At 69.6% G+C, this 13,228-nt stretch carries 10 protein-coding genes; 4 read left to right on the forward strand and 6 right to left on the reverse strand.

Annotated elements, in window-relative coordinates; genetic code table 11:
• Window positions 1–1,194 (reverse strand): MFS transporter, encoded by a 1,194-nt coding sequence (locus tag QTH86_RS17435; RefSeq protein WP_286647457.1) that lies wholly within the window; start codon window positions 1,192–1,194, stop codon window positions 1–3.
• Between the two features lie 93 nt (window positions 1,195–1,287).
• Window positions 1,288–2,364 (reverse strand): pirin family protein, encoded by a 1,077-nt coding sequence (locus QTH86_RS17440; protein WP_286647458.1) that lies wholly within the window; start codon window positions 2,362–2,364, stop codon window positions 1,288–1,290.
• A 159-nt stretch (window positions 2,365–2,523) separates the two neighbouring features.
• Between QTH86_RS17440 and QTH86_RS17445 the strand changes: the two genes are divergently transcribed.
• The gene (locus QTH86_RS17445) at window positions 2,524–3,555 is read left to right on the forward strand and encodes a DUF2272 domain-containing protein (RefSeq protein WP_286647459.1); all 1,032 of its coding nucleotides are present in this window, start codon (window positions 2,524–2,526) and stop codon (window positions 3,553–3,555) included.
• Window positions 3,556–3,570: 15 nt separating this feature from the next.
• On the opposite strand, the gene QTH86_RS17450 is transcribed toward QTH86_RS17445, so the two are convergent.
• Complete coding sequence (locus QTH86_RS17450; RefSeq protein ID WP_286647460.1) at window positions 3,571–3,819, reverse strand: DUF3297 family protein; 249 nt, start codon at window positions 3,817–3,819, stop codon at window positions 3,571–3,573.
• A gap of 51 nt (window positions 3,820–3,870) precedes the next feature.
• On the opposite strand from QTH86_RS17450, the gene QTH86_RS17455 reads away from it, so the two are divergent.
• The gene (locus tag QTH86_RS17455) at window positions 3,871–4,473 is read left to right on the forward strand and encodes a DNA-3-methyladenine glycosylase (RefSeq protein ID WP_286647461.1); all 603 of its coding nucleotides are present in this window, start codon (window positions 3,871–3,873) and stop codon (window positions 4,471–4,473) included.
• 3 nt (window positions 4,474–4,476) lie between these two features.
• Here QTH86_RS17455 and QTH86_RS17460 read toward each other — a convergent pair whose 3' ends face one another.
• The 3 genes from QTH86_RS17460 to QTH86_RS17470 are packed head-to-tail and all read right to left on the reverse strand — an operon-like array spanning window position 4,477 to window position 10,436.
• Entirely contained in the window at window positions 4,477–5,961 is a 1,485-nt protein-coding gene (locus QTH86_RS17460; RefSeq protein WP_286647462.1) for an efflux transporter outer membrane subunit, read from the reverse strand.
• Window positions 5,961–9,137 (reverse strand): efflux RND transporter permease subunit, encoded by a 3,177-nt coding sequence (locus QTH86_RS17465; RefSeq protein WP_286647463.1) that lies wholly within the window; start codon window positions 9,135–9,137, stop codon window positions 5,961–5,963. The genes QTH86_RS17460 and QTH86_RS17465 overlap by 1 nt, the downstream gene beginning before the upstream one ends.
• A 9-nt stretch (window positions 9,138–9,146) precedes the next feature.
• Entirely contained in the window at window positions 9,147–10,436 is a 1,290-nt protein-coding gene (locus QTH86_RS17470) for an efflux RND transporter periplasmic adaptor subunit (RefSeq protein ID WP_286647464.1), read from the reverse strand.
• A gap of 324 nt (window positions 10,437–10,760) precedes the next feature.
• Here QTH86_RS17470 and QTH86_RS17475 point away from each other — a divergent pair, with 324 nt between their 5' ends.
• Both QTH86_RS17475 and QTH86_RS17480 read left to right on the forward strand, forming a co-directional pair.
• Entirely contained in the window at window positions 10,761–11,552 is a 792-nt protein-coding gene (locus QTH86_RS17475) for a class II aldolase/adducin family protein (RefSeq protein ID WP_286647465.1), read from the forward strand.
• Between the two features lie 64 nt (window positions 11,553–11,616).
• Window positions 11,617–13,185, forward strand: coding sequence for an ABC transporter substrate-binding protein (locus QTH86_RS17480; protein ID WP_286647466.1), 1,569 nt, complete (start codon window positions 11,617–11,619; stop codon window positions 13,183–13,185).
• Window positions 13,186–13,228 lie beyond the last annotated feature (43 nt).

Consider the following 13,228-nt stretch of genomic DNA (forward strand, 5'->3'; position numbering starts at 1 on the left):
TCAGCCGCCGCTCGGCGCCCGCGTGCCGGTGGGCTTCGGCAGGAACACGAAAGCGGCCGCGCCCGAGACCAGCAGGGCGGCAATGGTCAGCAGCACGCTCATGAACGGGTCGGCCCCGTGCGCCGATGCGACGGACGCCACCGCGCCGGTGAACCACTGCATCACCGCCACGCCGAGGAACATCGCCATCGTGAAGACCGCCATCGCGCGGCCCGTCATCGCGGCCGGGTAGGCGGCCTTCACGTCCGCGTACTGCAGCACGATGTAGCCCGAGAGCACGCCGACCGCGATCAGGCCGGCCACGTCGAGCGCCGCCCCGGGGTTGAAGGCCATGACGCCGAAGATCGCCGCGACGCCCAGCGTGAAGCCGACGATCCAGCGCCGCCGCGCCGCGCCCGGGTCGAAGCGGCCGAACAGCACCGGCCCGAACATGCCGACCACCGACACCGCGATCGCCACATTGCCGCTCTGCACCAGCGAGAAGCCGTGCCGCTCGATCAGCAGCGGCCCGAGCCACAGCCCGCGCAGCGAGATGAAGGACGCGTAGGTCACCCACGCCAGCCCAATGATGCCCAGCGTGTGCGGCAGCGCGAACAGCGCGCCGTAGCTGCGCAGCGCGCCCAGCACCGACGGCCGCTCGGCCGCCGCCACCGGTGCCGGCGGCTCCTGCACCAGCCACAGGATCAGCAACCACGCGAGCACCGACACCGCCCCCAGCGCCCAGAAGCCGGTGCGCCAGGATGTCGCCTGCACCAGCCACGCGAGCGGCGTGCCGGTCAGCAGCATGCCCAGCGAACCGATGCCCAACGTGAGCCCCGACACCGCCGCGAAGCGTTCGGCCGGAAACTGCCGCGCGATGAACACCGTGCACACCAGGAAGGCCGGCGCGCAGCCGACGCCGATGAGCACCTGGCCCGCCACCAGCACCGGAAAGGTCGGTGCCAGCGCCGACACCGCCGCGCCGACGATCGCCAGCGGGAACGCGGCCAGCACCGTGCGCCGCACGCCCTGCAGGTCGATGCCGATGCCCATCAGCAGCTGCAGCGCACCGAAGGCGAAGTGGAAGGCCCCGGCGAACAGGCCCAGCGCCTGGGCCGACAGGCCGAACTCGGCCTGCAGCGGCGCGGCCAGGATGGCGGCGACGGTGCGGAAGGCCTGGCTGAGGGCGAAGGCGCCGGTCAGGGCCAGCAGCATCAGCCAGGAAGAGCGGGGCGGGGTGTGTCTCGAGAGGCTCGTTGTCATTCTTGTCGCGCGCAGACCGGTCGGTGGCCGGCGGCGACAGCGAGCCTAACCGTTCGTGGCGTGGGTGGCTGTCGCGCCCGGCGCCGGTCGCTCCTCGCGCCCGTCCGGATGCCGCGCGAAGCGGGCCGGGTCGGTGCCGTGCACCGGCGCCTCGTCCTTCCACGGCCAGCCGCCGAACTGGGTGCGGCGGTAGTCGGCCATGGCCTGCGCGATCTCGGCCTGCGTGTTCATCACGAACGGGCCGTACTGGGCCACGGGCTCGGCGATCGGCTTGCCCTGCAGCACCAGGAACTCGCCCACGGCATCCCCGTTGACCAGTTCGACCGCCTGGTCGGCGCGCAACTCGATGGCCGCGTGGCTCGCGACATCGCGGCCACCCACGGTCACCGACGTGCCTTTGAAGAAGTAGAGGCTGCGGCGCGTGCCCCGGCCTTGCGCGGCGGGCAACGTCCAGCGCGCGCCGGGCGCCATGCGGATCGTCCAGATGGCCACGTCGGCGTCATCCTGTGCGGCCCATGAATCGGGCGGCGGCGCGAGCGGGCCGCTGGCCTGGCCCGGCGCGGCGTCGATCGGGCCGATGCGGCCGGCCACGCAGGCCACGTCGGTCGTGCGTCCCGCGTCGTCGGTGGCGGTGAAGCGCGGCACGTCTTCGGCCCAGAACATGGTGAAGTGGGGCGCCACCATCTTGTGGCGCGCCGGCAGGTTGAGCCAGATCTGGAACAGCTCCAGCGGGTTGGGCGCGGTCGCGTCGAGCAGCGGGAACATCTCCGAGTGCACGATGCCCGCGCCAGCCGTCACCCACTGCACGTCGCCGCCGCCGAAGCGCGCCGCCGCGCCGAGCGAGTCGGCGTGGTCAATGAGGCCCTTGCGCACGATGGTCACGGTCTCGAAGCCGCGGTGCGGATGGCCGGGGAAGCCGGGAATGTCTTCGCCGTGGTACATGCTCCAGCCGTCCTTGCGGCTGAAGTCCTGGCCGATGGCGCGGCCTTCGAGCGATACCGCGGGGCCCATCGCGCCGTTGCCGGCGGGATAGGCGTCGTCGTGGTACGCGCAGAACAGGAACGGGTCGATGGTCTCCCACGGAAAGCCGAGGGGCTTGATCTGGACGATGGGGTCGGTCATGGCGGTGTCTTTCGAGTGAGCGCCGGCTGCGATGGTGGCGGCGATCCCCGGAATATGGGGTCGGTTCGGTGGAGCGGAAGGCCGACAGGGAGGACACCGTGTTCTGCATGTGGAACGGCGGCCTGGTGCGACGCAGGCGGCCGGCTATGCTGTCCTCGCATGTCCGTTGACGCCATCCTCGCCTCTTTCTCGAAATCGCTGAAGTGTGTCGCACTGGCTCTCGCATCGTCCGGCGCGGCGGGGGCGGCCGCCGACACCGCCTCCATCTGTCTGCAGACCGCAACGCAGGTCACCGCCTCACCCCGTGCCATCGCTTTCGCCACGGCTGCGCAGCAGGAACTTCAGGCCTTCGGCGGCCAGACGATCGACGCCGAAGGCCGGATGGTCGTCGCCGGCAACGCCGAGGCCGAAGACACGCGCCGCAGTCTCGCCGACCGCCCGCCCTGGCAGCGCGTGCTCGGCTACTGGGCGGCGGTGGACCCTCAGGACGGCCTGCTGCCGTCGCAGGTGCGCTTCGGCGCGTGGCGGCCGGCCGACCGGCGCCTGCTGGTGCAGGCCATCGGCCAGGCGTCCGCCGAGCGGCTGCAGGGGCTGGGCGTGGGGCCGGACCAGGGGCTGGAGGCCTCGGAGGTGCGTGCCTTGCAGACGGCGGCCAACCGCGTCGCGGTGATCGACACGCCCTGGTCCGCCGCCTTCGTGAGCTGGCTCGCGCGGCAGTCGGGCCTGGTCGACGGCGAGTTCGTTTTCTCAGAGGCGCATGCCGACTACGCGGGCGCCGCGTGGCAGTCCGGCGAGGCGGAGGCGACGGGCGCACCGACGCGCTACGCGATGCGTGCCTGTGACATCACGCAGACGCCACCGCGTGTGGGCGACCTGGTCTGCCAGGCGCGTGGTGCCCGCGCCGGGCTCGACACCTTCGCGCGCATCGGCGAGGTGCTGGCCGGGCGGCCCACCGGCGGCGTGGCCTTGCCGATGCATTGCGATGCGATCGTGGCGGTCGATGCGAGCGGCTTCGACGCCGTAGGCGGCAACGTGCTGCAGTCGGTCACGCGGCGCCGGCTCGACTTCGCACCGGGCACCTCGGTGCTCGACGCGAGTTACCTGGCCGAGGGTTGCACGGTGGGCACGCCCGGCTGCATCGACCGGCACCTGAGCCGGCAGCCCTGGTCGCTCCTGCTGCAGTGGCGGTGACTCCGCCGGGCGTTCTCAGCGGTAGAAGGCTTCGACCTTGCCCTTGAGCTTGAGCATCAACGGCTTGCCCTTGCGGTCGAGCGTCTTGCCGGCCGGTACCTTGATCCAGCCTTCGCTGACGCAGTACTCCTCCACGTCGGCGCGGTCCTTGCCGTTGAAGCGGATGCCGATGTCGTGCTCGAACACGGCGGCGACATGGTGCGCGCTGCGCGGGTCGATGGAGAGGTGGTCGGGCAGGTCGGGGCGGGTGGTGGAATCGTTCATGGGGTCGGGTGAGTTCGAGCCCGCCATTTTCTCTGGGAAACTGCAGTCCCCATGCCGCGCGCTTCGCATCCTCCCCTCGACCTCGATTTCGACGCGCCGTCCGAGGTCGTGGCGCGCGCGCTCATCGGCGTGACCTTGCTGGTCGACGGTGTCGGCGGCCGCATCGTCGAGACCGAGGCCTACGACCGCGACGACCCGGCCTCGCATACTTTCGGCGGGCCTACGCCGCGCAACGCGGCGATGTTCGGGCCGTCGGGCCGCGCCTACGTCTACCGCTCCTATGGCATCCACTGGTGCCTGAATGTCGTCTGCCGCGAAGCAGGCCACGGCGCCGGGGTGCTGATCCGCGCGATCGAACCCACGATGGGCATCGCACGCATGCAGGCACGGCGCGGGCTCGACGATCTGCGCCTGCTGTGCGCCGGCCCAGGCCGCGTGGGGCAGGCGCTCGGCATCGACGGGAGCTTCAACGGCAAGGCGCTCGATGCGCCGCCCTTCGTGCTGATTCCGATCGATGGCGAGCAGCCCGCCGTGCAGGTCGAGGTCGGCCCGCGCATCGGAATCTCGAAGGCGGCCGACGTGCCGTGGCGCTTCGGGGAGAAGGGGTCACGCTTTTTGAGCAAGCCCTTTCGGACCGTGCCGCGCGCGGTCTAGCCCTCAGCCACCAGCGGGCTTGGGCGTGCTCACGTCGGCCGCCTGTTCCGTCGTCTCGCGCCAGCCACCCCCCAGCACCTTGTAGAGCGTGAGCCGGTTGGTCTGCTCGGTGAGCTGCAGGCTGATGAGCGACTGCTGCGCCGTGTACAGCGCGCGCTGCGCGTCGAGCACGTCGAGGTAGGCCGCGCCGCCGCTGCGGAAGAGCGCGTCGGACAGCTCGAAGGCGCGCGTCGTGGCAGCCACGAGCGACTGCTGCGCCGCCAGCCGCTCGCCCAACGTGCGCCGCGCGGCCAGGGCGTCGGCCACCTCGCGGAAGGCGACCTGCAGGGTCTTTTCGTAGCTCGACAGCTGGATCTGCTGCTGCGCCTGGGCCACGCCCAGGTTGGCGCGGTTGATGCCGCCGTCGAAGATCGGCAGGCTGATCGACGGCGCGAAGTTCCAGGCCGCGCTGCCGTCCGCGAACAGGCCCGACAGGCTGTTGCTCGCGGTGCCGGCCGAGCCGGTGAGCGTGATGCGCGGGTAGAAGGCCGCGCGTGCGGCGCCGATGTTGGCGTTGCTGGCGCGCAGCGCATGCTCGGCGGCCAGCACGTCGGGCCGTTGTTGCAGCACCGACGACGGCAGCTCGGCCGGCGGCGCGAGCAGTTGCGCGGCCGGTGCCTGCGCCATCGCGGCCATCGGTGGCGGCAGCAGCTCGGCGGGCACCGTGGTACCGGCCAGCAGGTTGAGCGCATTGCGGCTCTGCTCGACCTGGCTGTCGAAGGCGGCCGCGTCGGCGCGCGCGGTGTCGACGGTGGTCTGTGCCTGCGCCAGCGCCAGGCCCGACTGCGCGCCCAGGTCGTAGCTGCGCTTGATCAGGTCGTAGGACTTCTGCCGCGTCGTCAGCGTGTCGCGCGCCAGCTGCAGGCGCTGCTGGTCGGTGGCCAGCACGAGCCAGGCGGTGGCGACTTCGGCCACCAGGCTCAGCTGGGTACCGCGACGCGCGTCCTCGGTCGCGAAGAAGCTCTCCAGCGCCGCGTCGCTCAGGTTGCTCACCCGACCGAACAGGTCCAGCTCGTAGCTGGTGAGCGCGAGGTTCACGTTGTACTGCGTCGCGATGCGCGCCTGCCCGCTGGCCGACACGCTGCCCGGCGTGCGGGCGCGGCTGCCGCCGGCCCCCAGTCCGATCGACGGGAAGGCGCCGGCACGCGTGACGCCGTACTGCGCCCGGGCGCGTTCGATGTTCAGCGCCGCCACGCGCAGGTCGCGGTTGTTGGCCAGCGTGAGCTCGACCACGCCGCGCAGCCGCGCATCGATGAAGAACTCGCGCCAGCCCAGGTCGCGCGCGGCGGGCACCGCAGACGCCAGGCCCGCGGGGGCGGAGGCCCAGGCCGCGGGCACCGGCGCCGCCGGCTGGGCGTAGCGGGGCGCCAGGTTGACGCAGCCCGACAGCAGCGCGGCCGGCACGGCCAGCGAAAGAAGGAATGGGCGAAAGCCGCGGTGCGTGCGCATCAGTGGCTCCCTTGCTCGATGGCCTGCACCGGCATCGCCGGTGGCGTGCGCTTGCTGCGGCGACGTTCCATGAAACCCCGGATCAGCACGAAGAACAGCGGGACGAAGAAGATGCCCAGCGCGGTGCCGAGCACCATGCCGCCCAGCACCGCGGTGCCGATCGACTGGCGGCCGCCGGCGCCCGCGCCGGTGCCGATGGCCAGCGGCAGCACGCCGAAGCCGAAGGCCAGCGAGGTCATCAGGATGGGCCGCAGTCGCAGCCGCACCGCCTCCAGCGTCGCGTCGATCACGCTCTTGCCCTGCTCCTGCAGTTGCTTGGCGAACTCGACGATCAGGATCGCGTTCTTCGACGACAGGCCCACGGTGGTCAGCAGGCCGACCTGGAAGTACACGTCGTTGCTCAGCCCGCGGGTCGAGGTGAAGAGCAGCGCGCCCACCACGCCCAGCGGCACCACCAGGATGACCGAGAAGGGCACCGACCAGCTCTCGTACAGCGCCGCGAGGCAGAGGAACACGAAGAGGATCGAGATGGCGTAGAGCATCGGCGCCTGCGCGCCCGACAACCGCTCCTGGTAGGACGCGCCCGAGAACTCGTAGCCGATGCCCGCGGGCATCTGCTTCATCACGTCCTCGACCGCCAGCATGGCCGCGCCGGAGCTCACGCCCGGTGCGGCATCGCCGACGAATTCATACGCCGGCGCGCCGTTGTAGCGGATGAGCTGTGGCGAGCCGTAGGTCCAGCGCGTGGTCGAGAAGGCGTTGAAGGGCACCATCTGGCCGAGCGTGTTGCGCACGCTCCAGCGGCCGATGTCGGCGGGCAGCATGCGAAAGGGCGTGTCGCCTTGCATGTAGACGCGCTTGACGCGGCCATTGTTCAGGAAGTCGTTCACGTAGGTGCCGCCCATCGCGGTCGACAGCGTGCTGTCGATCGCGGTGGTGGTGAGGCTCAGCGCACCGGCCTTGGCGTCGTCGATGTCGACAGCGAACTCGGGCGTGTCTTCCAGGTTGTTGCTGCGCACGTTCGCCAGTTCGGGCCGCTGGCCCATCAGCTGCAGCGCCTGGTCGCGCGCCTTGAGCAGCGCGTCGTGGCCCAGCGCGTTCTGGTCCTTGAGGAAGAAGTTGAAGCCGGCGTTGGCGCCCAGGCCGCGCACCGCCGGCGGCAGCACGACGTAGATGCGGGCGTCGCGCACGGCGGCGAGGTCCCTGCTGCCGCGGCGGGCCACGGCGGCGGCGGAATGTTCCCTGCCCGGCCGGTCGGCCCAGTCCTTGAGCTTGACGAAGGCGCGCGCCGAACTCTGGTCGCCGTTCTGGCCGATGATCAGGTTGATGGTCACGACCTCGGGCTGCTTCAGGAAGTAGTCCTGCACCTGCTGGAGCACCGGCTGCAGCCGCGCATTCGACGAACCCGGCGGCAGCGTGACCTGCACCTGCACGAAGCCCTGGTCCTCGTCCGGCAGGAAGGAGGTGGGCAGGCGCATGAACATGATGGCCATCACGGCGCAGATGCCGAGGTAGACCAGCAGGCTGCGCTTGCCGCGCCGCACGATGCCGCCGACGATGCCCGTGTAGCGGTCGGCGCTGCGATCGAAGCGCGTGTTGAAGCCCGCGAAGAAGCGGTCGACGTAGCCGAACAGGCCCTTGCGCGGCGCGCCGTGCGGAGAATGCGCCCCCTTGGGCACCGGCTTGAGCAGCGTGGCGCAGAGGGCCGGCGTGAGCGTCAGCGCCACCAGCACCGACAGCACCATGGCCGAGACGATGGTGATGGAGAACTGGCGGTAGATCACACCGGTCGAGCCGCCGAAGAAGGCCATCGGGATGAACACCGCCGACAGCACCAGCGCGATGCCGACCAGCGCCGGCGTGATCTCGGCCATCGACTTCTTCGTGGCCTCCTTGGGCGACAGGCCTTCCTCGCTCATCACGCGCTCGACGTTCTCGACCACCACGATGGCGTCGTCCACCAGCAGGCCGATGGCCAGCACCATGCCGAACATGGTCAGCGTGTTGATCGAATAGCCGAAGGCCGAGAGCACGCCGAAGGTGCCCAGCAACACCACCGGCACCGCCACCGCGGGGATCAGCGTGGCGCGGAAGTTCTGCAGGAAGACGTACATCACCAGCACGACCAGCAGCATCGCCTCAGCCAGCGCCTTGACCACCTCGTCGATCGACGCGCTGACGAAGGGCGTGGTGTCGAAGCTCACGAAGGTCTCGAGCCGGTTCGGGAAGAAGGGCTGCAGCTCGGCGATCTTGGCGTTTACGTTTTCGGCCACCTGCACCGCGTTGGCGCCGTCGGCCAGCACGATGCCCAGGCCCGCGCCGGGCTTGCCGCCGAGCACCGAGCGCACCGTCAGGTTCTCGGCGCCCAGTTCGATGCGGGCGACGTCACGCAGCCGCACCACCGCGCCGTCGGCGGTCGCGCGCAGCACCACGTTGCCGAACTGCTCGACGGTGCGCAGCTTGCTGCGCGCGGTGATGGTGGCGTTGAGCTGCTGCTGCGACGCGGCGGGCAGGGCGCCCAGCTGGCCGGCCGACACCTGGGCGTTCTGCGCCTGCAGGGCGGTGTTCACGTCCGAGGGCATGAGCGAGTACTTGCGCAGCTTGTCGGGGTCGAGCCAGATGCGCATCGCGTAGCCGGTGCCCAGGGTCTGCACCTCGCCCACGCCGTCGATGCGGCTGACCACGTCGACCAAGTTGCTGGTGATGTAGTCGCCCACGTCCACCGCGTCGGCGCTGCCGTCGCCGGAGAACATCGAGACGATCATCAGGAAGTCGTTGCCGCCCTTGATGACGAACACGCCGCGGGTCTGCACCTGCTGCGGCAGCCGGGCCATGGCGGGCTGCAGCTTGTTCTGCACCTGCATCTGCGCCACGTCGACGTTGGTGCCGGGCGCGAAGGTCAGCTGGATGCGCGAGACGCCCGACGAGTTGCTGGTGCCCTGCATGTAGAGCAGGTTGTCGATGCCGGTGAGCTGCTGCTCGATCACCTGCGTGACCGAGTCCTCCACCGTCTTGGCCGACGCGCCGGTGTAGGTCGAGACGATGGACACGCGCGGCGGCGCGATGTCCGGGTACTGCTCCAGCGGCAGGGTGCGGATCGCCATCAGCCCCGCGAGCATGACGATGATGGACAGCACCCACGCGAAGATGGGGCGGTCGATGAAGAACTGGGCCATCGTCGTTCCTCAGCGCACGGTGGCCGTGGCGCCGGCGCTCGCCACCGGCCCGGGCGTGCCGGCCGCGCCGTTGGGTGCCTTCGGATTCGCACCATCGGGCGTCGCGGCCGGCGGCGTGACTTCCGACGCGCGCACCGTGTCGCCCACGCGGGCGCGCTGCGAACCCTCGACCAGCACGCGCTCGCCGGCCTGGAGGCCGCTGAGCACCTGCCAGCGGTTCGTCACGGCACGGCCGACGACGATGGCGCGCTTGACCAGCTTGTTGTCGGCGCCGACCACCAGCGTCGATGCGGCGCCGTCGGGCGTGCGCGTCACGGCCTGCTGCGGGATGAGCAGCGCCGCCTCGTTCACGCCTTCCTGCAGCACCGCGCGCACATACATGCCGGGCATCAGCAGGCGGTCGGGGTTGGGCATCACCGCGCGCAGCGTCACGCTGCCGGTGCCGGCATCGACCGTGACGCCGGCGAAGGTCAGCTTGCCGGGGTGCGGGTAGACCGAGCCGTCTTCGAGCAGCAACTTGATGGGCGCCTCGTTGGCGTTGCCGCGCTGCAGGCGGCCTTCGGCCAGGTCGCGCTTGAGGCGCAGCAGGTCCGCGCTGGACTGCGTGACGTGCACGTACACCGGGTCGAGCTGCTGCACCGTGGTGAGCGCCGTGGCCTGGTTGGCCGTGACCAGCGCGCCGGCCGTGACGCTCGAGAGCTCGACCCAGCCGGTGATCGGGGAGTTGATGCGCGTGTAGCCCAGGTTGATGCGCGCCGTCTGTTCCGCCGCGCGCGCCACCGCCACGTCGGCCTCGGCCTGCAGCGAGGCCGCCTGCGTCTGATCGTTCACCTGCTGGCTGATCGCGTCGATCTTCACGAGCTCGGCGTTGCGCTTGGCCACGGTGCGTGCGTTCGCGAGCGTCGATTCGGCCTTGCGCACGTTGGCCTGCGCGCTGGCATAGGCCGCCTGGAACGGTGCCGGGTCGAGTTGGTAGAGCGCCTGGCCCTCCTTGACCTGCGAACCTTCGTTGAACAGGCGCTTCTGGATGATGCCGCCCACCTGCGGACGGATCTCGGCGATCACCGGCGCCACGGTGCGGCCCGACAGCTCGGTGCTGAACGCCATGCGCTCGGGCTTGAGCGTGACCACGCCGATCTCCTTGACCTGCGGTTGTGCCGCACCCTTGGCGGCCGTTTCGGAGCGGGAACAGCCGGCCACCGTCACCGCCAGCGCGGCCGCCAGCCCCCACGCAACAAATCCAAGACGAAGGCCGCGAGAGGCAGGGGAAGGTGGCGCGAACGGGGCAGGGTGCGACATGGGAACCGGTGGTTGTGGGGTCAAGGCGGAAGTGTGAAACGAGCAGGCGCTACTGGTTCGCGGCAGGCGCTGGAAGAAGCCCTGCTTTACAGAACTTCACATTTACCGAGATCTGTGTCCGCATGCAAGCGCGATGCCCAGTGCGGTGCTCCGTCCGCGAAATCCTGCCCGTTTCCTGCACCGTTTGCGGGCGGGTTCGCCCTATCACGCCTGGCCCGCAATTTGCATGATAAATGTCAAACGTTGACTGTCGACAGGTTACATATTGACCGCCCGCACCCTTCCGGGCGCGGTTTCAAGGCAGGCGGCGAGCCAAGGACCCCTATGCACCTCCAATCCGTGAGCCCCCGAAAGACCGAGATTTCCGACGCCGAGCGCCTTGTGCGCGAAGACCTGGCTGCCGCCTACCGACTGGTCGCGTACTACGGCATGGACGACAGCATCTACACGCACATCTCCGCGCGGGTGCCGGGCACCGAGGGCCAGTTCCTCATCAACCCCTTCGGCATGCTGTTCCGCGACATCACGGCCTCGTCGCTCGTGAAGATCGACCTCGAAGGCCGGATCCTCGACGACTCGCCCTACGACGTGAACCCGGCCGGCTTCACCATCCACAGTGCGGTGCATTCGGCCCGCCACGATGCCGCCTGCGTGCTGCACACGCACACGATCGCCGGCGTCGCCGTCTCCTCGCTGGCCGGCGGGCTGCAGCCCTGCAACCAGTGGGCGCTGCAGTTCTACAACCGCGTCGTCTATCACGACTTCGAGGGCATCGCGCTCGACCACGAGGAGCGCGAGCGCCTCATCGCCGACCTGGGCCCGAGCTCGCGCGCCATGATCCTGCGCAACCACGGCCTGATGACGCTGGGGCGCACCGTTTCCGAGGCCTTCATCCTGATGCTGAACCTCGAGCGCGCCTGCCGCGTGCAGGTGGCCATCGCCTCCACCGGCGAGCCGATCCACCCCGTGCCGCCCGAGGTCTGCGAGCGCACCGCGCAGCAGTACGAGAGCGGCGACAGCACGCGCGAAGCCGGCGACCCCGATCCGAACGCCCGCGAATGGCGCGCGATGCTCGAACGCATCGCGCCATCGCCGGTCACGTCCTTCCGCGACTGAGCCCCCCCGTTTCCTTTCCGTCGATCCTTCCCCAACCCTTCTCGAGCCTCCAGGAGTCCTTCCCATGAAAAGACGCAATCTCATTCAGGCGGGTGCCGCTACCACTGCCGGTTTCATGCTGGCGGGCGTGCCGCTGCACGTGCTGGCCGCCGGCAAGAAGGGCGGCGTCATCAACGCCGTCGTGCAGCCCGAGCCGCCCAGCCTGATGGTCGGCATCACGCAGAACGCCCCGACCCAGCTGGTGGCCGGCAACATCTACGAAGGCCTGCTGCGCTACGACGAGAAGATCAACCCGCTGCCCGGCCTGGCGACCTCGTGGACCTCGAACAAGGAAGGCACGCTCTTCACCTTCAAGCTCAAGCCCGGCGTGACCTGGCACGACGGCAAGCCCTTCACGTCCGCCGACGTGGTGTTCTCGGCCGACGTCTTCTTGCGCAAGACCCATGCGCGGCTGCGCAACAACCTGGCTGCGGTGGAAAGCATCAAGGCGCTCGATCCGCTGACGGTCGAGTTCAAGCTCAAGTACCCCTTCGGTCCCTTCCTCGGCATCTTCGAGGTCGGCAGCATGCCGATGGTCCCCAAGCACATCTACGAAGGCACCGACTTCGCCACCAACCCGGCCAACGCGACGCCCATCGGCACCGGTCCCTTCAAGTTCAAGGAATGGGTCAAGGGCAGCTACATCCAGCTGGTGGCCAACGACAAGTACCACGTCAAGGACATGCCGCTGGTCGATAGCGTGTACTTCCACGTCATCCCCGATGCGGCCTCGCGCGCCGCCGCCTTCGAATCCGGCAAGGTCGACGTGGTGCCCGGCGGCGCGGTCGAATACTTCGACGTGCTGCGCCTGTCCAAGCTGCCCGGTGCGGCCGTCACCACCAAGGGCTGGGAGTTCTTCGCGCCGCACGCGTGGCTGTGGATCAACAACCGCAAGGCGCCGATGGACAACATCAAGTTCCGCCAGGCGATGATGTTCGCCATCGACCGCGAAGCGATCTGCAAGGTGGCGTGGCAGGGCTTCGCCAAGCCGGCCACCGGCCCGTTCAACAGCAACATCAAGTTCTACAGCACCGACGTCGCCAAGTACCCGCGCAATGTCGAGACCGCCAAGAAGCTGCTCGCCGAAGCCGGCTACAAGGGCGAGACGCTGCGCATGCTGCCGCTGCCCTACGGCGAAACCTGGACGCGCTCGGCCGAGATCCTGCGCCAGAACCTGCTGCAGGCCGGCGTGAAGATCGAGATGGTCGCCACCGACGTCGCGGGCTGGAACCAGAAGCTCAACGAGTGGGACTACGACCTCGCCTTCACCTACGTCTACCAGTACGGCGACCCGGCCCTGGGTGTGTCGCGCAACTACACGACCGCCAACATCGCCAAGGGCTCGCCCTTCAACAACGTCGAGGGCTATTCCAACCCGAAGGTCGACGAGCTGTTCGAAGCCGGTGCCAAGGAAGCCGATCCGGAAAAGCGCAAGGCCATCTACCTGCAGGCCCAGAAGATCCTGCTGGACGAAGTGCCGGTCGCGTGGCTCTACGAGATCAACTTCCCGACGCTGTACCGCACCAAGCTCACGAACCTCGTGACTTCGGGCATCGGGCTGAACGACAGCCTGGGCGGCGCCTCGATCGCCTGAACCGCCGCAGGCGCTGGCGCCCGCGTCTGTGCCGAACGCACGC

Source organism: Variovorax sp. J2L1-78 (genome assembly GCF_030317205.1).
In the GTDB taxonomy this organism is placed as follows: domain Bacteria; phylum Pseudomonadota; class Gammaproteobacteria; order Burkholderiales; family Burkholderiaceae_C; genus Variovorax; species Variovorax arabinosiphilus.

Coding starts and splice junctions, on each gene's coding strand:
- QTH86_RS17465 (WP_286647463.1), bottom strand. CDS start 9,137: ATGGCCCAGTTCTTCATCGACCGCCCCATCTTCGCGTGGGTGCTGTCC.
- QTH86_RS17440 (WP_286647458.1), bottom strand. CDS start 2,364: ATGACCGACCCCATCGTCCAGATCAAGCCCCTCGGCTTTCCGTGGGAG.
- QTH86_RS17480 (WP_286647466.1), top strand. CDS start 11,617: ATGAAAAGACGCAATCTCATTCAGGCGGGTGCCGCTACCACTGCCGGT.
- QTH86_RS17460 (WP_286647462.1), bottom strand. CDS start 5,961: ATGCGCACGCACCGCGGCTTTCGCCCATTCCTTCTTTCGCTGGCCGTG.
- QTH86_RS17445 (WP_286647459.1), top strand. CDS start 2,524: ATGTCCGTTGACGCCATCCTCGCCTCTTTCTCGAAATCGCTGAAGTGT.
- QTH86_RS17435 (WP_286647457.1), bottom strand. CDS start 1,194: ATGCTGCTGGCCCTGACCGGCGCCTTCGCCCTCAGCCAGGCCTTCCGC.
- QTH86_RS17450 (WP_286647460.1), bottom strand. CDS start 3,819: ATGAACGATTCCACCACCCGCCCCGACCTGCCCGACCACCTCTCCATC.
- QTH86_RS17470 (WP_286647464.1), bottom strand. CDS start 10,436: ATGTCGCACCCTGCCCCGTTCGCGCCACCTTCCCCTGCCTCTCGCGGC.
- QTH86_RS17475 (WP_286647465.1), top strand. CDS start 10,761: ATGCACCTCCAATCCGTGAGCCCCCGAAAGACCGAGATTTCCGACGCC.
- QTH86_RS17455 (WP_286647461.1), top strand. CDS start 3,871: ATGCCGCGCGCTTCGCATCCTCCCCTCGACCTCGATTTCGACGCGCCG.